Below are 22,138 nucleotides of genomic sequence, written 5' to 3'. Positions count from 1 at the left end.
AGCCTAAACAAGGCTTTCCCGGTTTTTTGGCGTTTCGCCGAAAACGCAGCCGATTTCCCCGTCTCCGAGCGACCTTCTCCCCGCGCCGCTTCCCCGGTTCTGCCGCCGCAGCTCCGCCCCCGTTCCTCCTTTTCCCAAAAAAACGCTTGCATCCCGATTCCTGTTTCTGTTATATTGGTGACCTTCTCTTTTTTTCTCACCTTGTCTGAAGTGGACGTTCACCGTCAACACAAAGCTTATCGGAGGTGCAAGATGATTTCTTTCAGGACCCGTTTGTTCAAGAGCAACCCCAGGCTTTATTCGGCGCTGGCCGCCAAAGCCTACGCCCGCAACATCCAGTACAGGGGCTCGCATCTGCTGCATAATTTCGCGAGCGCCGTGTTCGGCTACCTGTACGCCTGCATCTGGATCGGCCTCGGCCGGGATCATTCGCTCGGCGAATACGGCATTCTCGGCATGATGCAGTACATCACGTTCACCCAGGCTTCGCTGTGGATATCGAGCTTCACCACGCCGGGACTGGGCATCCCGCAGTCGGTCCGCACGGGGCAGATCGCGCTCGATTTGATGCGGCCGGTGCATTTGTTCGCGCATTTGGCGGCGAAGGAATGGGGGCAGATCGGCTATCAATTCCTTTACAAGTCGATCCCCGTCTATGTCATCATGCTGCTGGCGCTCGGCCTGACGCCCGCGCATCACGGAACGACGCTGCCGATCGCGCTCGTCGCCCTGGCGGGGTCCGCCTACCTGTCGATCTGCATCGGCTACCTGATCGGGGTCAGCGCGCTGTGGACGACCGAATCGTCCTGGCTGCATTGGGGCAACCAGGCGCTGATGAATCTGCTGGCCGGATTTTTCATTCCTCTCCAATGGCTGCCGGAATGGCTGCAGGCGATCGCCTGGGCGTCTCCTTATCCGTTCATGCTCTATGCTCCGACACAGCTGTACCTGAGAAAAGAACATCCGATCGTGCTGCTCGGGACGCTCGCGTGGTGCGCCGCGCTGACGCTGACCTGTCTGCTCGCGACCCGAATGCTGCGGCATAAAGTGGAGGTGCAGGGCGGATGAACACTTACATAAAGCTGTATCTTCTGCTGGTTCGAACCAGCATCCGCAGCCGTATGCAGTACCGCTTCAACTTCGCGTTCGGCACGATTCTGGCGGCGTTTATTCAGCTGTCCGAATTTCTCATGATCGCGATCGTGTTGGCCAAATTCGGCGCGGTACGGGGATGGAGCGTGCACGAAGTCGGTTATTTGTTCGCGGTCATGACCCTTTCCAAAATGCTGTACCGAACCTTCGCCGACGAGGTCCACCATCTGGAGCGCTATCTGGTCGAAGGGGAGCTGGACCAGCTGCTGACCAAGCCGCTGCCGGTGCTGCTGTCGCTGATGCCCCGCGGCTTTCGGCTGATGCCCGGCGAACTGCTTCAGGGAGGAGGAATTCTGGCCTGGGCGCTCGGCGCCATGCTGGCCGGAGGCCAGGTGACGTGGTGGGCGGTTCCGCAGACCCTATTCGCCGTTCTGACGGGAGCGGTCGTGCTGTTCGCGATCGGCCTCGCGACGGCGACCTGCGGATTCTGGACGACCCGAATCTCCATGCTGCAAAATATGACCGAAGACGCGGCGCAGACGGCGGCGCGTTATCCGCTGACGCTGTATCCGGGCTGGATGTCGGGGCTGCTGCTGACGGCGCTTCCGGTGGGATTGGTCAATTACGTGCCGGCGCTGTACATTTTGCGGGGAGAGCTGGGAGCGTGGGTCTTTCCGCTGCTGGCCGCCGCGGCCTGCCTGGCGGTGCTGCTGGCACTGCGATTCTGGAAATTCGGCATAAGCAAATATCAGAGTACGGGAAGCTGAACACGGAATGCGGGCATGCGAAACGGGAAAGGACAAGCACTGCGCGAAGGAGGAAGAAGATGACGGATTCAGCGGCGGGTCAAGCTTCTCATGAATCGTCAAGGCGAACGGAAACGGCAATCGAAGCGGTCGCCTTATGCAAAAGTTTTAAAACGCCGGTGGCGGCGAAAGGAAGGTTTTCCGGCATCCGTTCGATGTTTTCCAGGGAATACACGGTCAAAGAGGCGGTAACGGACATCGGCTTCACGGTGGAAAAAGGAGACTTCGTCGGCTATATCGGTCCCAACGGAGCGGGGAAGTCGACGACGATCAAGATGCTGACGGGCATTCTGCATCCGTCGTCGGGAAGCGTGAAGTTGGCAGGCATTGATCCCCATCGGGACCGGACGAAGTGTGCTTCCAAGCTCGGCGTCGTATTCGGTCAGCGGAGCCAGCTCTGGTGGGATCTTCCGGTGAAGGACTCGTACGACATTCTGGCGCATATGTACGGGGTGGAAGAGAAAGACAAGCTTAGGCGTCTGCCACAGTTCGACGAACTGTTGGCGCTGGGCGAGTTCTGGGATACGCCGGTGCGCAAGCTGTCGCTCGGCCAGCGGATGCGGGCGGATATCGCCGCCGCGATGCTGCACGATCCCGATCTGCTGTTCCTCGACGAACCGACGATCGGACTGGATGTCAACGCCAAGCGGAATATTCGTGGTTTTCTGAAAATATTGAACGAAGAGTTCGGCAAGACCATTCTGCTCACGACCCACGACATGGACGATATCGAGCAGTTATGCCGGCGGGTGATGGTGATCGGCGGCGGGCAGTTGACCTATGACGGCACGATCGAAGGACCGCGGCGGGAGATCGGGCTGCCGACGGAGATCAAGATCACGTATCAAGGTAGGTATGAGCTGCCGGACGAGTGGAACGCGGAAGATGCGGCGCAGGGTCCAGCTGACTTGTTTGTCAGGGTTGACGAGGCAGGGCCAGCCGGTGCTGCCGGAGGGGAGCCGCCGACCCTGTCATCGGCATCCGGCGTTATCGGCCGTGCGGAGCTTCCGCGTATGCGCATCGTGTCGCGCGGCGAGCGCACATTGACCGTCGAGGTCAACCGGCAGGAAGTCCGCACAATGGATGCGCTGCGCGAACTCGGCCGCTGGGGCGAGATCGACGACGTGGAGATGCGCGAACCGGATTTCGAAGAGATTATTCGGCGGGTGTATGGGTAGAAAACGCAGAGAAGCCGTTCAGCTAGCAGCGAAAAAAAGAGCCGACAGCGCCGATGCTGTCGGCTTTTGCTATGTTCGGATCAATTTTCTCTAGACGAGGCATCGGCGTCGGACAGTCGAAAAGCTTGCATACGCCCGTCCGCTTGCAAGTCGATAAACAGCTTCGCTTCCGGATGATAAACGGCATCATGGAATTCGATCTCCGTGACCGGATGCGGCGCGGAATCGGGAAGCGCACGGGCCGCAGAGTTCGAAGCGGCGCTTTCGACAGCCGTTTCCGGCCGCGAATCCGCGAGATCCGCAGAAACGGCTCCGACCTGCGGCAGCGCCCAGATGTGCAGCGGCACGCCGCGCCCCCAGAAGAACAGCCGATTTTCCGCGGCTGCCATGCCTCCGAGCGGATAAGGGAAACATTCCGAACTCGGCACGAAAGCCGTCGACCGCAGATAAGGCGGAACATCTCTCGCGACGAGGGAGACCGAGCCGGTACGCGCGTCATGAATAGCGATCACGGGCTCGGAGCCGATCTCTTGATAGTCTTCTTCGTCGAGAATATCCGTATCGACTCTGCCCCAGGCGGCAAGCCGTTCGTTATCGATCCAAGCGGCCGGCATATCCCAATCTTCGGTCTGGAAAAAATGCTTCAGCGACTCCCCGTTTTCCGAAGCCCACGGATCGTCCAGCCATTCCCGCAGAGACCAGGCGGCGAGCAGCCCGACCGGCTGCCACACCCAACCGGTATCGGCGATCCGGCTTCCGTCCGGCGACGTCAGCAGGCCGCCGTGAAAATAATTCAGCTCCGGCAGCGTCGGGCTGTCGGCTTCGGCCGTTTCGGAAGCTTCGCCCGCTTCGTCGCGACCGGGAAAAGCCCGCTCGGCAAGCGGCCGAAGCGAAGGCAGTTCGGTCAATTCGACTCGGTTCCAATCGGAGCCGTGGATCAACAGCGTCCGCTTCTCCAGCTCGGCAAAAGCAAGCGGAAACCGGCTTTTGTCCGTGTAATAACTGCCTCGATCGAGTGTCAGCAGCTCCGCGGTTTTTTCGATCGGACCTTCCGGCAAAGCGTATACGGCCGCATAGCGGCCGTATCGATTGGATACCGCCGCATAACGTCCGTAAGCGTCGACGACGATTTGAATCGGCTTGAGCGGATCGAATTCGGGGATATTCAGAGCCGATAAGATCCGTATGCCGCCCCGCAGCGGCGACACCTGCAGAAGCTCCGCGCGATCGTTGACGGCGAGCAGCTCGCAGAGCTCGGCAGACTCCGCATTCGGCTCGGCAAGCGGGCAGGGAGCGGCAGATGCCGCAGATGCCGCAGCGCCGACCGGCGCCGATAACTCGTCCGATGCAAGAGCCGTTCGGTGCGGCAGCGGATGAATAGCAGTGATCCGGCCGGCCGAAGAAGGCAGAGCGGGGAAAGGGACAGCAGCCAGCGACATGATCCATAACCTCGTTTCTATAATGTTCGATTTCCGTCATGCTTTGTTTCTATTATCTCTTAGGGTTCTTTTTTTATTCCTCGTCGTTCGTTTGAGTCTCGTCGTCGTGCGAAAGCAGCGTATCCAGCGCACGGCTGTATTTCGCCAACCGTTTTTGATCTTTCTCCGACGGCTTTTTGATCCGGGTCAGATCCATATTGTCCTGCAGATCGAGAATTTTGACCCGCGCTGCCAAGCGGTTCTCTTTGATGCGCAGAATGAACTCGTGGTAATTCTCGTCGTCGCGGCGGGACAGCCGGTCGATGGCCTCGACGATCTCGTCGGAGAATCCTTCGCGGCGCAGATCGTCGAGCGTCAGGTCGGTATCCTCGATCGTATCGTGCAGCACGGCGATGATCTGTTCTTCTTCGGTCAGCGCCTTCAGCATGAGCCGAATCGGGTGGAACACGTAAGGATTGCCGCCTTTGTCGGTCTGGCCTTCATGATAACGGGCGGCAAGGGCAATGGCTTTGGATAAGGTAGACATCTGGGTTCCTCCTTTTTCCTTCATCTCTTCTCTATTTTACCCCATTGGATCCTAAACCAAAAAGCACCCCGGAAGGGGTGCTCAGACTGCAAATGGGCTCAGGCGTTCTTAGAAGCCGGCTGCTGCGTTCTTCGCTTGGCCGGAGCCAGTTCCTTCGCTTCCCGGTTCAGCGTCTTCAGCAGGCTGGCCGCCATCATAATGATGACGAAGGAGAACGGGAACGCCGCGATGATCATGGTGTTCTGCAGCGCCTGAAGACCGCCGGAATACAGCAGCACGAGCGCGATGGCCGTGAGCAGGGCGCCCCAGGTCATTTTCAGGACGTTGTTCGGATTCTGGGAACCGTTCGTCGTCATCATGCCGAGGACGAAGGTGCCGGAATCCGCCGACGTGATGAAGAACGTGCCGATCAGGCAGATGGCGAGAACGGAGATGACTTCCCCGAACGGGAAAGCCGCCAGCATGCCGAACAGGGACTGCTCCGTGGCCAGGGAAGAGATGACCGCCTGTCCGCTCCGCTCGAGCGAGATGGCCGATCCGCCGAAGACGGAGAACCACAGGAACCCGATCACGGAAGGGGCGAGCAGCACGTAGGCGACGAATTCGCGGATCGTGCGGCCTTTCGAGACGCGGGCGATGAAGATGCCGACGAACGGAGACCAGGAAATCCACCAAGCCCAGTAGAAAATGGTCCATCCGTTGATCCAGGTGCGGTTTTCCTCGTTGAGCGGCGAAATTCGGAAGCTCATGTTCAGGAAGTTCTGCAGGTAGCGGCCGATCGTATCGGTAAACAGGTTCAGCGTGAACAGCGTAGGTCCGAAGACGAAGACGAGCGCCAACAATCCGGCCGCGAGCAGCATGTTGACGTTGCTGAGAATCTTGATGCCTTTGCCGATTCCCGTCAGGGCCGAAATCATGAACAGCACGGTCACGGCCAGAATGATGATGAACTGATTGGTCATGTTCGAAGGAATGCCGAACAGGTACGACAACCCTCCGTTAATCTGTACGGCGCCGAAGCCGAGCGATGTCGCAACACCGATCACCGTGGATATCACGGCGATGACGTCGATCGTTTTGCCGATTCCGCCGCTTGCGTGTCGTCCAAGAATCGGCTTCAGCGTCGAACTGATCAGACCCGGTTCGCCGCGTCTGAACATAAAGTAAGCCAGGGAGAGGGCGACCAGACCGTAGACGGCCCAGGCGTGAATGCCCCAGTGGAAAAACGTGTACTGCATGGCTTCGCGCACGGCGAGATTCGTTCCCGTCTCGCCGCTGGGGGCGCTGATCGCGTAATGGCTGATCGGCTCGGCCGTTCCGTAGAACACCAATCCGATGCCGACGCCGGCGCTGAACAGCATGGCGAGCCAGGTAGGGCGGGAAAATTCGGGCTTGTCTTCGGCTTTGCCGAGTTTGATCCTGCCCAACGGACTGACCAGCAGATACAGGCAGACCGCGACGAAGCCGCTCACGATAATCAGGTAGTACCAGCCGAAGCTGTCGGTCAGGAATCCCTGGATCGTGGCGGTCACCCGCTCGAACGCCTGAGGGATCAGAGCGCCGATCAGGACCAGCGCCGCGATAATGGACGCCGAAATATAAAATACGCTTGAAGCTTTCTTCATAACAAAATGACAACTCCCATCTTTGATTTGCTCGCAGAGGGTTTTCTCTTTATGATTTGCGAGTCGGTCAAGCAGACTTAGGAAACGGATCTTAAATATGAAGCCTGGCCGGTGTTCGAGGCTCAAGTATACCCAACTCTCGATGACGATGCAAAAATTCAATCGTGTAATCTCGATTTTGTAAGCGCAACCAACTCAGCAGGGATAAGGGCTGGCAAAAAAATAAAAAAAATTGCTCGTCGTACCGAAAAAACGGTTTTTTCCGTACAAAAAGTCCGCCTGCACGCGTAGACGAAGCGCTGCCTGAATCGGAGAAAACGAATCCGTTTTCGGCATCCGAACGATGCTGCCCGGAATCGCTCCATACGAAAAACCGCCTTCTGCGAAGAAGGCGGTTCGAGCGGTCCGTGACCGAGTTTTGTTTTAAAGGAGTTCCCCGATCGTGAGCCGATCAGAAGTTGAAGTTATCCGGGTCCGGACCGGTGCGCTCGTTTTTGTTCAGCGCTTCGAGGCTCGAAATGTCTTCCGGCGTCAGCGTGAAGTCGAAAATATCGGCATTTTCGACGATTCGGCTTTCCTTGACGGAGCGGGTCAGGACGATTACGCCCTTGTCCAGCACCCAGCGGAGCAGGATTTGCGCCGGGGATTTGCCGTACTTGTCGCTCAAGCTTTTCACGGCTTCGTTGTCGAACAGGCGTCCCTGCGCCAGCGGAGACCAGGCTTCGACTTGAATGCCTTTTTGCGCGCAGTAGTTCAGCAGCTCGCTCTGGGTCAGCAGCGGGTGGAATTCCACCTGATTGACGGCCGGTACCACCTCGGCGTCTGCCAGCAGGTCGTCCAGATGATGCGGCTGGAAGTTGCTGACGCCGATCGCGCGAATGCGTCCGTCTTTGTACAGTTTTTCCATCGCGCGCCACGTGTCCTTGTATTTGCCTTTGACCGGCCAGTGGATCAGGTAGAGGTCCAGCACGTCGAGGCCCAGCTTCTCCATCGTGGCATCGAAAGCGGCCAGCGTTTCTTCGTAGCCCTGATCGCCGTTCCATACTTTCGATGTAATGAACAGGTCGTCGCGGTTGACGCCCGACTCGCGGATCGCTTCGCCCACGCTTTGTTCGTTTTTGTAAGCGGCCGCCGTATCGATTCCGATGTAGCCGGCTTTAATCGCCGCTTTAACGGAATCTTTCGCCTCGTCGCCGTCCTTTACCTGCCATACGCCCAGACCGAACCATGGCATTTCCACGCCGTTATTCAGCTTTACCTTTGCGGTTAAACTCGTCGTCATTCCAAACTCCTCCTCTGTCGTCAACAAATTAAGCGATTCTTCCTAAAGACGCGAATCTGTCTTGAATCGGAATATCGCTATTCGGTTACTAATTATAACAAACTTGCTTCGCATAACAAAACTCATTTATAAGATACCCGCCAGGTACAGCTTCAATCGGATTTCGGCAAAAGGAACGCAAAAAGCCGAAAATAACGCGTTCGCGCGCAATTTCGGCTTCGGTAAACGGAAAAGGAAGTTCGGCATCCGCAGAGCGGAGCCGGCGCTTCCCTTTTTTTAAGCTGCGGGTTCTTCCGCCGGCTTCTTATAAGGAACGCGCAGCAGCACGGCCAGACCGATGACGGCCATCACGACGAGCGACAGCAGCGCCGCGCGGCTCGCCAGCGTGCCGTGCCCGGCCAGCGCCCAGGTGACGGTGCCGTATACGAGCGGACCGAGCACGGAAGACAGCTTGCCGGAGAAGGCGAACAGTCCGAAGAACTGGCCTCTTTTGTCGGGAGGAGACAGCTCGACGATCATGGTGCGCGACGTGACCCAGAGCGAGCCCATGGCTACGCCGTACAGGCAGGCGGCGGCCCAGAACACGGCGTTCGAGAACGCGGCGGCGGCTAGGATCAGCGCGAGGATCAGCACGATCGCGACCAGTCCCGACGATACTTTGCCGCCGACTCTGCGCGTGATATGGCCGAAGATGAACGAACCGATGATCGCGCAGACGGTCGCCACCAGATACAGCAGGATAAACTGTCCGGCGCTGAAGCCCATTACCGCCGTGGCGTAGACGCTCATCATGGCGATGGCCGTCGCGACGGCGTCGTTGAAGAAGAAGTAGGCGACCATGAAAGTGAATACGGCGCGGTGCTTTTTCGCTTCCTTGAACGTCTCGTAGATGTCGCGGTAGCCGCTGAAAAACGATCGGCGTCCTTCGCTGGCGGCCGGCGCCGGAACGGCCGGTTTTTCCTTGTACAGCAGCATGATCGGCAGCGAGAAGATCAGGAACAGCGCGGCGGTCAGGATGAACGCGAACGGGTAGTCGCCGCTGCCGACGATCGCGTACACGACGAGCCCCATCAGCGTGCCGACGTAGCCGACCGCCACGCCGAAGCCGGAGACCAGCGGAACCTGCGGACCCGTGGCGATATCGGGCAGCATATTATCGTAGAACAGCTGGCTGGAGTTATAGAAGAATTTGGCCCCCGTGAAAAAGATCAGCACCATAACGATGGTCAGCGGCAGACCGAACATCGACGAAGGGCTGTCCGTGTAGGCGGTGAATCCCATCAGGAACGTAAAAAGAATCGCGGCGAGCGCGAACGGAACGAGAAACGCTTTTTTGCGGCCCGTTCGGTCCATCCACACGCCGAGCAGCGGAGTGAACACGACGAGCAGCAGCCCCGAAGCGGCGTTGGCGTAGCTGATGAACGTGCTGGCGATCTGATCCATCCGGGCGTCGCCGCCCAACACCTGCTGGAGATACAGCGGGAAGAAGATGGTAACGATGTTGGAAGAAAAAATGGTGTTCGCAAAGTCGAACAGCGCCCAGGACAATACGGGCAGCGACAGGAACAGCCCCGTACCGAGACCGCTTTTGCGGGTACGGCGGGGCGGTTTGGAAGCGGCGAGCTGAGACATGACAATCCCCTTTTCGATGGATTTGGACTCCGGCGGCAAGCCGGGTTTTGGATAAGTTCTCTTAACCGGATCATACCATTATTGAAGGGCCGTCGAGGACGAAAGCGGGCAAGATTTACGGCGGGCAAACAATTTTGACGCAGTTTTACAGTGGATGTATCGAACCGCATAAAAAGAACCCTGGCGCTTCATGCGCCAGGGTTCTGATCGACTCGTCCAATCCGTTTAAAAGGAAGGACGGGTCTTATTTGCTGAAGTTCTCTCCGCCTTCGGGGCGCAGAGTAAAGCTGTGATTCCGAGAAGCTTCTTCGATCTCTTCGTAAGCCCAGTTCGAAACCGGAACGTCCGGCCAGCTGGCCGACCCTGTCTCGTACAAAGGTCCGCGGTCGAACAGGCGATTGACGATCTTGACCGCTTCGCTTCGCGTCAGCGAAACGTTCGGGCGGTAAGTGCCGTCCGCGTAGCCGCTCAGAATGCCGGCTTTCCGCGCCGCGGAGATATCCTTGGACGCCCAGTGGCCGCCCGTGTCTTTGAAGCCGCCCGCAGCCGAAGAGGAGGCCAACTTCTTATAACGGGAAGCAATGGCCGCCATTTCGCCCCGGCTGATCGGAGCGTCGGGCCGGAACAGACCTTTGTCGTTTCCGACCATCAAACCGCTGCTTCGTACAAAGGCGATTTCTCCCGCTGCCCAATGCGAAGACTTGACGTCGGGGTAACCCGATGGGGCGGACGCCGCCGTATACCCGAGATTTCTGGCCAGGATAGCGGCCATTTCGGCGCGGCTTATCGTGCGGTTCGGTTTGAATGTGCCGTCTTTGAAGCCTTTGATATAAGCTTTGTGGGACAGCGTGCCGCCGTCGGCGTTTCCGTTCGGGCTGTCGTTCGAATCTCCGGTGCCGTTCGCGGGACCGAGCAGGCTGTCCAGATCGGCGCCGTTCATGTTCAGTACGGTAAACGTACTGAATTTGTTGACTCCGAACTCGAGGCCTTTCAGACCCTGCTTATAATCGACCACTTTGGCCCGGATCAATTCTTTGTCCCCGTCGCTGTGCTCGATGAAGATGGCGAGGTCGGACAGGAACGCTTCCCTTTCGGCCGGATCGCTCGGGAGAGCGACGCCGGTCAACGGCAGAACCAGCGTTACGGCCCGGCTCTGCATGTTCGTTTCGATCGTCATCGGGCGCGCCACAACCGTGATCTGGTCGTTTTGGGCGACTTGGCGAACAATTCTTTCCACTCTGGCGCGGCTTTCCACGGCGAGTCGTTCCGACTCTTCCTTGATCGGCACCAGATGGAAATAAAGGTCTTCGTCGAATCCGTTCATCGATGCTTGAGGCACGATGATTTTGATGTTTTCCGTAAAGAGTTCCATATCCACGCCGGCACCCCCGAGAGCCTGAACGGCGGCTTTCGCCACATTAAGACGCTGGTCGGTGACTTCGTCCTTGTCGTCCGGGATGACGACGCGAGCCGTCTTGCCTCCCGATTCGGCAAGTTTTTTCAACGCTTCGGTACTGTACTCTTGGCTCAACGTCACGATGTCGCGTACGCTGTTTCCTTCTCTCGTGCGATCGATCGGGATCTGCGTCAGCAGAGGTCCCTGATTCAATTCGCCGGTTTCGACCCGGATCGTCACTCTCTCCTTGACCGGAGCCGGCGACGGACTTGGCGTCGGAGCCGGAGTCGGCGACGGACTTGGCGTCGAAACCGGAGCCGGCGACGGACTTGGCGTCGGAGCCGGAGCTGGCGACGGACTTGGCGTCGGAACCGGAGTCGGCGACGGATCGGGTGTCGGAACCGGAGCCGGCGACGGATCAGGTGTCGGAACCGGAGTCGGCGACGGATCAGGTGTCGGAACCGGAGTCGGCGACGGATCGGGTGTCGGAACCGGAGTCGGCGACGGATCGGGTGTCGGAACCGGAGCAGCGGCGCGTTTGACGGTAAGCACATAGACTTTTACCGTTCCGTTTTCGGCCAAAACGACGATATTGAATTCGCTGCTGCCTTCCGGCAGACGATCGAGCGACGCGCCGTTCTTGCCCGTGATTTGGTATGTCGCCGTCTTCGGATCGGAGAGCACGGCATCCAGTTCGAGGGCTTGGACTTCATGTCCGACTTCGAGCGTGTACTGCGTAATTTCCGGAGCGAATTCCGGATCAAGCTTGCCTGCATTCGGCGCAAGCCGGATCAAGTTGGCGTCTTTGGCCGAATGCTGCCGAACGAGATGGAGCGAGTAGATTTGCTCCGTCCGCCCATCCTGCGCCGATACCCGGATTTCGAATTCGTTGTCGCCCTCCATAAGAGCGACTTCTTTGGCGCCGCCGACAGAAATGCCGTTGATCGACGTCTTTGCCAGAGGGTCTGTTGTCAACGCTTCGATCGATGCGCTGCGCACGTTATAAGGGACCCGTGCCGTATAACGATGTTCCTTGGCGGGGAAGTCCGGCGTAAGCGCTTCTGTTCCGCGTACGGACGTCACGTTAAGAGAAGCCAAGGTAGCGTCCTTCGGCAAGATTTCGCGATGAACGACGACTTTGTAAGTCTTGAGCGTCACGCCGTCGGGAGCCTTGACGGTTACGGTAAGGATGTTGTCGCCTTCTTCCAGCGCGACGTTTCCGCCCTGAACCGGCTTTCCGTTTTGCGTGATCGCATACGTTGCTCCGATGGCGTTGACCGTCGGATCGGCAGCCAGCTTATCGACCGAGTGGTCCACGTTCAAAGCGTATTCTTCCGTTTCCGGAGAGAAGGCCGGGGACAATCCCGGAAGATTCGGGCCCAGCACCAGATTTTTCAGCGTGGCATCGGTGCTCGGATTTTTGATCAGGTTGATCGTATAGCGCTGCATGCTTCCGTTTTGCGCCACCGCATAGACTTCGATGACGTTCAAGCCGGTCTGAGGCGCGAGCACGTAAGGCTCTTCCGAGAGGGTGCCGTTCATATAGACGCTCACGCCCGCATTTTCGTCCTGTGCTTTCACGCCCAGCGTGACGGTGTTCACCGTGGCGGGAACCGAAGCCCCGTACAGGAAAACGTTCGGAGCGAAGTTCGGAACGGGCACGACGGAAGCTCCCTGGTCGTCCGTCAGCGACAGCTCGCCCAGATTCGCGTTGCCGGAAGGAGCGCGTACAACGGTAACCGTGTACGTTTTGCTGGTCTGTCCGTCCTGAGCCTTGGTCACGAACGCGATCCGATTTTCTCCGACGGCCAGATTGATCGGCGCCTGTTTGACGGACAGATCATTGACCGTGTAAGAAGCGTTGGGATCGGCCGTTACCGCGGAAGCGGACAGGGCCGTTACATTGTTCGCCACATACTCGCGGTAAGTCGAAGTCGACGGATCGAATCCGCCGCTCAGCGTTTTTCCGTTCAAGAAAATGTCGGCGAGGTCGGCATTGGAAGACGCTTTGCGCACGACCGTTACCGTGTACGTTTTATAAGTTCTTCCGTCCTGCGCTTTAACGACGATTTCCGCCGTGTTGATCCCCGTTTGAAGGTTCAAAGCATAGCGTCCGCCGCTTTGTATCGGCAGGCCGTTCAGCGACAGTTGGGCATTTTCGTCGTCAGCTGTAGGAGAGAACTCCAGCTGCGTCGTCGCATTTTCCACCGTCACCGCGTATTGGACCTGATTGCGTTCGAATGCCGGAGACAGCGTGCTTTCGGATACGTTCAGAGCCCGGAGGTCGGCGTTGGAGGACGCTTCCCGCACGATGGTGACCAGCGTCGTTTTTTCGTACGACTTACTCTCGGAAGTGACTTTGACGACCGCCGTATTGAGACCGACGCGAAGCGTCTTGTCGTAGGCGGTGCCGCTCTTGTGCGGCGTTCCGTCCACCGTCAGGCTTGCCGACTTGTCGGAAAGCGTAGGCGTCAGCGCGATCCGCGAGACGTCGTTTGCCACACGAACGCTGTAAGCCGTATTTTCGTTCGCGAATGCCGGCATCAGCGTTCCGGGATCGGCCTTCAGATCGGCCAGATCGGCGATATCGGAAGGCGCTTTGACGATGAGCAGCTTGTACGTTCTCGAAGTGATGCCGTCTTCGGCCGTAACTTCGATATTGAAATAGTTGTTCCCGCTGATCAGATCTTTTGCGGTGAAGACCGTTCCGTCCGCATGGTCGATGCCGTTGACGCGGAGAGAGGCTCCGGGAGCCGCAGTAGGTCTGAAAGCAGCCTCCGTCGCATTGTACGGAACATTCAGAACGTAATCGCCCTTGTTGCTGTCGAAAGAAGGAGACAGCCCTCCCGGCTGGGTCGACAGGCTAAGCAGTCTCGCGTCGGCCGACTGCTTGCGAATGACGATGACCGTATAACTTTTGACGGTTCTTCCGTCTTCGGCCGTAACCTGCACCGAGACGGTGTTCCGGCCCGGTTTGAGATCGACGTTTCCGCTGGCTTTGGTCTCGGCTGCGGAGCCGATCGGGCTTCCGTTAAGCTGCACGCTCGAGAACGGTACCGATTTTTCGACGTCTACTCTAAGCCGCTGTACGCTGCCTTCGACTTCGGCCGTGTAATTCGGCGTATTGCTGGAGTAAACCGGCGTCAGCGGTACGGGATTCGTCCCGTTGAACAGCGCCAGGCCGTTGACGGCCGCGAGGTCCGCGTCGTTGCCCGGATAACGGATGATATCAAGGCCGTATTCCTTGAATCCGGTGCCGTTTTTGTCGGATACCCGAATTTTGACCAGCTTGTACGTGCCGACCGCCAAGCCGCTGACGGTGAACTTCGGATAGGAGCAGGTTACCTTGACTCCGCTGCCGTTGTCGGCATAAGCCGTAACCAGAACGTCGTTCGGATTGGCCGCGGTGACGCTGACCGTAATGTCGTTGTTCGGATTGCCGTTCGTTTTATTCGGAACGTGCACTTTGTTATACGTGATCGTTCGGCTGAAGAACGGGTCCATGACGCCCACCGAAGGCTTGATGGAAGTCAAGTCGTATTGGCCGGCGACGACGGCGAGCGAGAAACTGCTCGTGCTGACGCTGTTGGCGAGCCCCTGGCCGTCATCCAGCTTGACGGTGATCTGGGCGGTGCCGGCCTGGTCGAAAGCAGGCGTCAGCGTAAGTTTCTTCTGCGCGCCTTCGCCGCTGATCGCGATATTGCCGTCGGGGATCAGTTTTTGGTTCGACGAAGTGACCGCGATGCTTACAGGATCGCCGTCCAGCTCGTTAACCATGAAATCTTTGGTTGCGGGCGTGTTGACCGTCGTTTTCACCCCGTAATTGAAGCCTTCGCTCGATTTCCATTTGCCCGCGACGATGCTGCCGTTTTTGCCCGCGGGCGAGTAATCTCTGGCGACGGCCGCGTCGCCCGGATTGTCGAACCGGTAAAGCGCCGCGAGGCCCGGTTCGGTGCCGCCGAGACGAATGCCCATGTCATTGGCGACTTCGTTCGGGGTCTTGGCTTTATTCCAGAAGCGGACGTCTTTTATGCCGCCGGTGTAGTTGGCGTCCTGCGTCCATGCGCTTTCGCCGATATAGTTGATCGGTCTCGGGCCTCCGCCGTTTTCTTTGCTGGCATTGACCATCAGGCTGAGGTCCGCCGGGCCGGAAGCTTTCAGAACGCCGTCCCAGTAAATATAGGCCGTTTTCTGAGCATGATTGTATACCATGGCCACATGCGTCCATTTGTTCGTCGGAAGCACTTCCGAAGTGGCGACTTTATACTCTTTGATGCGAGTGCCCTTCTGGGGAAGAACGGTGAGACTTACTCTTCCGGTGTTGCCCTCGAATCCGAAAAATACGTTGAAGTTGTCGGGACCGTAGGCGCTCTCGAAAAAGCGCGCCCAAGTCGGCCGGCTGGTCGGATATACCCAGCTTTCGAACGTGAACGAATTCGCGTAAAGTCCGAGGTCGGGAATGGAAGCGTAGCTGCCTCCGTCGAGATCGTAATAGAAGGATCCGCCCACTTCGGTCACGAATGGAGCATCGTTGACCGGCGTTACGGTAATCTGCGCAACTTTCACCTCGCTGCCAAAGTGATCGGGTACGGCAGAATAATTCGCGTTTTGATCGATCCAGTTCTGGTTCGTTCCGTTAGGATCCGCGAGCCAGTCCCGGTATTTGATCTGAGCCGTACCGTTCCAGTTCGCTTTCGGGACGAAACGGATCGGAACGTTGCCGCCGAGCACGAAGATCGTGTTCGGCTTTTCGAGCGCATACCAGACGGTGCCGTTAAAATACTGCCATTGACCGTTGGTATTGTCCATTTCCGTCACGCCGACTCCCTGAGAGTAGAGCGTTGAGGCTTTTTGTCCCGGCGATTCGAATTGATCTTCCGCGATGGGAGTCAGATAGACGTTCGCGGTTACGCTTTGCGCCGAAAATTGAGTCGAAGCGTCCTGCGGAATATCCGTCATGGCAGGATCGGAATCGACGACCTGAGATTCTTCTGCATAAACGCCGATCAAGGGATAATTCGAAGTGCCCAGCAGGAAGGAGAAGATCAATAAGCAGATTAATACTCTGGATAGTTTCTTTTTTCGCACGCTTTCATCTCCATTTTCTTCGATGTCCTAACATTTGCTGCGGGTGTCCTCGGTACGAGCGCTTCTGGCAGGTCGAAAAATTCCCCTGTACTGCTCGTTTATACAGTCCTCCTTCCGCTTGCCTTACAGATGGAAACTACGCCATAGTTATCGGTGAGATATAGCCCTCAGTGTATACTTTCCATCCGAAAGAATATAAATTTTTAGATTTAATGAATTTCTTGCGAAATCGGCCGAATGATCGACAAATTTCTTCGGGAATAATAGGATACAGAGAGTATGAAAAAAGGAGAGGATACAATGGGATACACGGGGAGAGCCGGATTTTCGTCTTCGGCGGGAGGCGGCGGTTCCCGGCTTCGGAAGTGGGGAAGAATGCTGCTGCTGGCCGGCAACCTGATCTCGCTGGCGCTCGGGATCATCTATTTGTTTGAAGGGCGGGCCGCCGGTTGGTGGAATTTATACGGTCTGCTGATGCTGCTGACGCTGCTCGGCAACCTGCATTTGGCGATGGGACGCGGTTTACATAGGGGTTGGGAATATGCCTATCTCGCTCTGCACGCGCTGGGAATGATCGCGGTACCTCTGCTGAATACGGCGGCTTCGTCTTCGCTGGGCGATCACGATTCCCGCAGCGTCTGGTCGGCGATCCTCATGCTGGCGCTGTTCGCGTTGGGAGCGGCGGTTGCTTTCCTGAGATGGAGAAGCGGCACGGAAGATCGGGGAGAAGGCCGCGGATACGCCCCATATTCCGCTTACGGCGGTAGTTCATCGGGAAGCGGACGGCTCAAAAAAACGCTCAAGGCGCTGCTGACGCTCTGGTTCCTGCTGAACTTCGCGTTTGGCGTCTACGTGGCGGCGATTCTGCTCGGAACGGTCGATCCCGGCCTGCTGGAAGTGGTCGTGCCGGAATACGCGCTGTTCTTCGGATTGATGGTTCTCGGCGCAGCCGCGCTGTTGGTCAAAATGTACGGGCGTTCCGAGCGTTTTGCGGTCGGCGTGCTGCGCGCCGGGGTTCGGTGCATCGGATTGTTTGTCTTGATCGTCTGCCTGCTGCCGCTCGCTTCCGCGCCCAAGATCATCAGCGAAGCGAAGGAGGCTTATACGGCGGCGTTCGGCGCGGATCCTTTGAATGCGCAGGACGAGCATTTCATGAAGACCGCCTTTTTGCTGCCGGATTATTTTTACGGAGCCAAAAGCGAAGATTACCGGGTGCAGCCGGATATCGTCTATTATGAAGGCAAGGAAGGCGTGGATGCCGGCGTGAAGCTGGCTTTCGACGCTTATATGCCTCCTGAAGGGGCCAAGGATCTACCTGGACAAGGATCGGTGCTGATCCGCATCCACGGAGGCGGTTGGACGATCGGCGACAAGGGAGCCGGCAACTATGCGCAGATGAACAAACACTTCGCTTCGCAGGGCTATGTCGTATTCGACGTGCAGTACGGGCTCAGCGATCAGAAAAAATTCGTGGAATCCGCGCCGGTGCCGGAGCAGGTGGTCGGCAGCTTCAATATCGACGATATGCTTCGCCATATCGGGCTGTTTACGACCTACATGGCGGATCATGCGGAAGAATACGGAGCAAATACGGAATCGGTATTCCTGTCGGGCGGTTCGGCCGGCGGTCAGCTGGCGGCTGCGGCCGGACTCGCGCCTTATGCCGAAGGGTTCGGGAAAATAATCGATCCGCGCATCACGGTAAAAGGCATCATTCCGTACTATCCGGCCAACGGCCTGGCGGCGGACGTGGGCATTACGGGCAGCACCGACGAACTGGCCGATCCGGCGCTGCTCGTGAACGAGGACAGTCCGCCCGCGCTGATCTATCAAGGCCAAAACGACGGCATCGTCGATCCGGAGATCGCGCGAACGTTCGTCCGCGCGTACCGGGATGCCGGGAATGACCGGGTGGCGCTGGTGGAGATGCCTTTCGGTACTCACGGCAGCGATATCTACTACGCAAGCTATTACAACGAGCCGTTCACGTACATGATGGAACGGTTCATGAGCCGCTATAAATAAACCGGTTCGGCGGCGGTATATATCCGCGCCGCCGAACGCAAAAAACCGCCCGAGCAATCGGGCGGTTTTTTTACGGAGTTCAACGTCGGTCACGAACGGACCGGGACGGGAGAAGGGCTGCGGCCGCTTTTTTGTTCGACTGCCGAGCTGACGTCGTCCGGGCTGCCGCCGTTTGACGCCGAGCGGGCGGGATCTTCCAACGGATAAGCGATATCCGTCGGAACGATCAGGCCGAGCGTTTGCAGCTCGCCCAGGATGCAGGCCACGTGATAACGGTAAATGACGGCCTGCGACTCGGGAGAGAGCGCGCTTTCGGCTTTTTGGTTGGACGCTTGAAGCAGGCTGGTACCGAGGCTCGCGACGCCCTGGGGATCGGGATCGGTCAGCAGCCGGATCATCCGCATATGCGAATAAGTGTTGCGATAGACGTCGAGTTCCTGCTCGATACGCGAGACGAGGGCATGGTTTTTGTTTTTGCCCAGGTCGAATTCTTCCTTGTACGTGTCGCAGGCTTTTTGCAGCGCGGCGAGATCTTTTTTGAGCGGGCTGATATGGATGCCTCCGCCCTGGCGCAGCAGTTGACGGACCAACGCCGACAAATGGCGCCGGACGGCCAGCCTGGACTTTTCCAGGTTGCGGTCGTGCTTGGGAGGGAACAGGAAGTAGTTGACGAGCACGGCGACCCCGATGCCCAGCAGCGTGTCGAGCACCCGGTGCAGCGCGTAAGCGAATGCCGGCTCTCCGTCGCGCAGATTGAGCATGATGGCGAGGAACACGATGCAGGCGATCGAGACGGACTTGTTCCATTTCAGCAGATTGCAGACGGCGATGACGCAGACGATGCCCAGCGCGGAGAGGTAGGCGTTATGCGGCTCGATAAAAGCGAACAGACCGCCGAAGGCGGCGCCGACCAGCGTGCCCATCGTCCGGTTTTTGCCCGCGGCGTAAGAGCTCGTGATGGAACTCTCCATGGCGATGACGGTCGCGATAGCGGCATAGAACGGATATTCCAAATTTAAGGCAAACGAAATCAGTACGCAGAGCAGCACGGCGACGGCCGTCTTGATATTCCGCATCCCGATCGAAAATCTCATGGTGGATTCAAGTCCTTCCTATTGTCGGATTTCAATTATCGGATTTCAAATTTAAATAACCTATTTTCAAAATGTTTATCCATGTGAAATATTATACGTACTCCGAAGGCATAGGGCAATTGTCGAAAGTGTGGCGGGTTGCGAAAAGCTTCGTAGGCGGTTAAGGTGGAAAAGAATATGCGTCAAGGAGGGGATACAGATGATCGAAGCGTTTATTTTCGACATGGACGGAGTCATTATCGACAGCGAGCCGATGCACTTCGAAGTGGACCGGCGGATTATGGCGGATTACGGCTATCCGGTTACCCAGGAGAAGTTGGAGGAGTACGTCGGCATGACCACCCCCGAACTGTGGACCGCCATTCGGGCGGAGTTCGGCATGAGCCAGACGGTGGAAGAAATCGTGGCGTATCAGATGGGGCATAAGATCGAAGCGCTGCGCGCCGCGGACATGGAGCCGATCGACGGCATTCGCGAGCTGCTCGCCGAACTGAAGAGGGCGGGCATCCCGTGCGCGGTCGCTTCTTCGTCGCCGCCGGCCTTTATCGAAGCGGTGCTGGAAAAGTTCGGGCTGCGAGGCGAATTCGCGGCGGTCGCGAGCGGGGAGGAAGTACCGCGAGGAAAGCCGGCGCCGGACGTATTCCTGCGCGCGGCCGAACTGCTCGGCGCGAATCCGGAACGCTGCGTCGTGCTGGAAGATTCGAAGCACGGCATCGACGCCGCGAAGGCGGCGGGAATGAGCTGCATCGGGTTCGTGAATCCCAATTCCGGCCGCCAGGATCTGACGCGCGCCGATCTGATCGTCGACGACATTCGGAAGATCCGGCTGGACGATCTGGCGAAGGCGGAGGAGAAATAAGGCCGGGGCTGCCGGCGGCACGCTTCGAAAACGGACCGATCTGCGAAGGCGTCCGAAAGCGGGCGCTTAAGTACGTCCATCCTGAAATCGGACCCGATATCGGCGGCGAAAAAGGCTTCGAAGCGAAGACGAGGCCGGAATCCGGAAAAAAGGCACGAAAACGAAAAAAGCCGCGGCGGCGCCATGAGCGCTTTCGCGGTTTTTTCGTGCGAACGGATTCGGTTCGACTGCAAGGAGGCCTTTGATCGTTCGGGAAAGGAAGCTTCCCAGACGAGCCGAAGATGGAAAAAGTTGTATCCGGAATCGGGATTAAGCCGTTTTTTCGACGAGCTCCGGCTTGTCGGCTTTCTCTTCGGAGCGCTCGGTCAGCCCGCGCAGCGCTTCGATCATCGTATCGAGTCGGCTCACGCTGTCCGAAATCTGACGGATCGAATCGCGCTGGCGGTACACGCCGCTGGCGACCATCTCCACGGAAGCCGACGTCTGCTGGCTGATCGCCGAGAAGTCGGCGACCTGGCCGGCCACGCCTCCGTTGAATTCTTTGAGGCTGACGATGTTCTGCTGGACTTCGGCCGACTTGGCGAGCACGGTCGCCGCATCCTGCGTGATGCGATCGAACAGTTCTCCCGTTTCGTATGTGCTGCGCTCGAGGCCTTCCAGCGTCGATTCGCTTTTGCGCACATAATCCGATACGGTACCGGTCTGGCTGCGGATCTGCTGCAGCAGTCCGGCGATGTCTTCGGCGGAAGATTGGACGTTGCCGGACAGGCTGCGGATTTCGCCGGCGACGACCGCGAAGCCGCGGCCCTGCTCGCCGGCGCGCGCCGCTTCGATGCTGGCGTTCAGCGACAGCAAATTGGTCTGGTTGGCGATTTCCGTAATGGCGGTCAGGATCGCCTGCGCTTCTTCGGCATAACGGTTCAGCAGATCGACCTGAGAGACCGTCTCGGTCATGCTGCCGCGTACGAGCGACATATCTTCGCGCAGTTCCTCGGCCTTGCGGCCGCCTTCTTCCGTGAGACGCGTCGTGCTGAGGGAGAGAGCGTTCATTTCGCCGGTCTCCTCGCTGATCCGTTCGATGCTTTCGCCGGATTGGATCATCGCTTCGTTGATTTCCTGCATGTTCTGCGCCTGAATCTCGATGCCTTTGGAGATTTCCGCGAAGCTGCCCGCGGCTTCTTCCGAAATGCGCGACGTCTCGTTCGCGCCGGAGGCGACCGACTCGCCGAACGTTTTCAGTTCGGACGCGGAGCGTTCGACTTCGACCAGCAGCGCTTCGATCATGCGTTTTTGCCCTGCGGATTCTTCCAGCATGTTCCGGCCGATGGTGCAGACCGCGTAGTTGGCGACGCCGACCATGACCATGACGATGTACAGCACCGCGTAATCGAGCGGGCTGTAAGCCGGGACGTGAGAGTTGACGAACAGCTGGAGCGTCAGCGACAGGACGCCGGCGATGCCGCCCATGACGATCACCTGCTTGCACAGATAAACGAGCGAAAGCGTCATATAAATGAAGAGCGCCACCCAGATGATCGTGCTCGGGATAAACAGGAAAAGGATGTTTCCGACGATGAAGCAGCCCAGTACGAGCGGATACTTGCCCCACTCCTTGTCCGCGACGAATTTATACAAGGCGTAGTAGACGCCCATCAGTACGGTGTTGATCGCCAGAACGACCAGCGTGCTGGAGAGCGTCATGAGCCCGGTCAGCCAAAGAATGGCGAAGATCGGATACAGCGAGACGAGCAGCGATTCCAGGGTAAAGAAGATCAAAGTGGAAGAATGTCTTTCGAATTTGGTCGGCATTGAGCGGATGTCCCTTCTTTCTCGTTGAATATAATGTTCGCATGCGGCGAAGGTGCCGAGATTGCGGCTAACTATGTTATCGTCAGCCCAAGAGCATTTATTGACTGAAAAAAATAAGGTTTCGACAGAAAAGGCATAAAAAATGGAATTTCGAGGCGCGTAACGAGAAGAAGCCGGACTTCCGCCCGAGGCTTCCGAATTCGGATAAGCGATAGCGCGGCAAAAAAAGATTCCCCGGAAAAAGCTTCCGGGGAATCTTTGCCGGGCGAATCCGGCTGCGCAGGACC

Annotated in this window: 13 protein-coding genes; 5 read left to right on the top strand and 8 right to left on the bottom strand. The window is 57.9% G+C overall.

All coding sequences use genetic code 11. The features are described 5' to 3' along the window. The first annotated feature begins 252 nt into the window (after window positions 1-252). From GYN08_RS07380 to GYN08_RS07370, 3 genes are read left to right on the top strand one after another with little or no spacing between them, the layout of a single operon-like run. Entirely contained in the window at window positions 253-1,068 is an 816-nt protein-coding gene (locus GYN08_RS07380) for an ABC transporter permease (RefSeq protein ID WP_166273551.1), read from the top strand. Continuing rightward, entirely contained in the window at window positions 1,065-1,859 is a 795-nt protein-coding gene (locus tag GYN08_RS07375; protein ID WP_166273550.1) for an ABC transporter permease, read from the top strand. The genes GYN08_RS07380 and GYN08_RS07375 overlap by 4 nt, the downstream gene beginning before the upstream one ends. Window positions 1,860-1,918: 59 nt before the next feature. Continuing rightward, window positions 1,919-3,076 carry an ABC transporter ATP-binding protein gene (locus GYN08_RS07370; protein ID WP_166273549.1) on the top strand — a complete coding sequence of 386 codons (1,158 nt, stop codon included), beginning with the start codon at window positions 1,919-1,921 and terminating at the stop codon, window positions 3,074-3,076. A gap of 80 nt (window positions 3,077-3,156) precedes the next feature. Here the strand turns inward: GYN08_RS07370 and GYN08_RS07365 are convergent, their stop codons facing one another. From GYN08_RS07365 to GYN08_RS07340, 6 genes are all read right to left on the bottom strand, one after another. Beyond that, entirely contained in the window at window positions 3,157-4,515 is a 1,359-nt protein-coding gene (locus tag GYN08_RS07365; protein WP_166273548.1) for a hypothetical protein, read from the bottom strand. 73 nt (window positions 4,516-4,588) lie between these two features. After that, window positions 4,589-5,041 carry a bifunctional (p)ppGpp synthetase/guanosine-3',5'-bis(diphosphate) 3'-pyrophosphohydrolase gene (locus GYN08_RS07360; RefSeq protein WP_166273547.1) on the bottom strand — a complete coding sequence of 151 codons (453 nt, stop codon included), beginning with the start codon at window positions 5,039-5,041 and terminating at the stop codon, window positions 4,589-4,591. Window positions 5,042-5,139: 98 nt separating this feature from the next. Further along, complete coding sequence (locus GYN08_RS07355; RefSeq protein WP_166273546.1) at window positions 5,140-6,666, bottom strand: glycine betaine uptake BCCT transporter; 1,527 nt, start codon at window positions 6,664-6,666, stop codon at window positions 5,140-5,142. Between the two features lie 451 nt (window positions 6,667-7,117). After that, on the bottom strand, window positions 7,118-7,948 hold the full coding sequence (locus GYN08_RS07350; protein ID WP_166273545.1) for an aldo/keto reductase: 831 nt from the start codon (window positions 7,946-7,948) through the stop codon (window positions 7,118-7,120). A 276-nt stretch (window positions 7,949-8,224) separates the two neighbouring features. Further along, window positions 8,225-9,580 (bottom strand): MFS transporter, encoded by a 1,356-nt coding sequence (locus GYN08_RS07345; protein WP_166273544.1) that lies wholly within the window; start codon window positions 9,578-9,580, stop codon window positions 8,225-8,227. A gap of 244 nt (window positions 9,581-9,824) precedes the next feature. Next, window positions 9,825-16,064: a cadherin-like beta sandwich domain-containing protein gene (locus tag GYN08_RS07340; protein WP_166273543.1), complete on the bottom strand. Its 6,240-nt coding sequence runs from the start codon at window positions 16,062-16,064 to the stop codon at window positions 9,825-9,827. A 300-nt stretch (window positions 16,065-16,364) separates the two neighbouring features. Between GYN08_RS07340 and GYN08_RS07335 the strand changes: the two genes are divergently transcribed. After that, window positions 16,365-18,089, top strand: coding sequence for an alpha/beta hydrolase (locus GYN08_RS07335; RefSeq protein ID WP_166273542.1), 1,725 nt, complete (start codon window positions 16,365-16,367; stop codon window positions 18,087-18,089). Between the two features lie 89 nt (window positions 18,090-18,178). On the opposite strand, the gene GYN08_RS07330 is transcribed toward GYN08_RS07335, so the two are convergent. Continuing rightward, the gene (locus GYN08_RS07330) at window positions 18,179-19,183 is read right to left on the bottom strand and encodes an FUSC family protein (RefSeq protein WP_166273541.1); all 1,005 of its coding nucleotides are present in this window, start codon (window positions 19,181-19,183) and stop codon (window positions 18,179-18,181) included. Between the two features lie 199 nt (window positions 19,184-19,382). On the opposite strand from GYN08_RS07330, the gene GYN08_RS07325 reads away from it, so the two are divergent. Further along, a complete protein-coding gene (locus GYN08_RS07325; RefSeq protein WP_166273540.1) occupies window positions 19,383-20,042 on the top strand; it encodes an HAD family hydrolase in 660 nt (219 codons plus the stop codon). 309 nt (window positions 20,043-20,351) lie between these two features. On the opposite strand, the gene GYN08_RS07320 is transcribed toward GYN08_RS07325, so the two are convergent. Beyond that, complete coding sequence (locus GYN08_RS07320; protein ID WP_166273539.1) at window positions 20,352-21,851, bottom strand: methyl-accepting chemotaxis protein; 1,500 nt, start codon at window positions 21,849-21,851, stop codon at window positions 20,352-20,354. Window positions 21,852-22,138 lie beyond the last annotated feature (287 nt).

It is taken from the genome of Saccharibacillus alkalitolerans (genome assembly GCF_011090185.1).
GTDB classification, from domain to species: domain Bacteria; phylum Bacillota; class Bacilli; order Paenibacillales; family Paenibacillaceae; genus Saccharibacillus; species Saccharibacillus alkalitolerans.
Note: the sequence above shows the minus strand (reverse complement) of the source record. Positions and strands in the feature narration are given on the sequence as shown.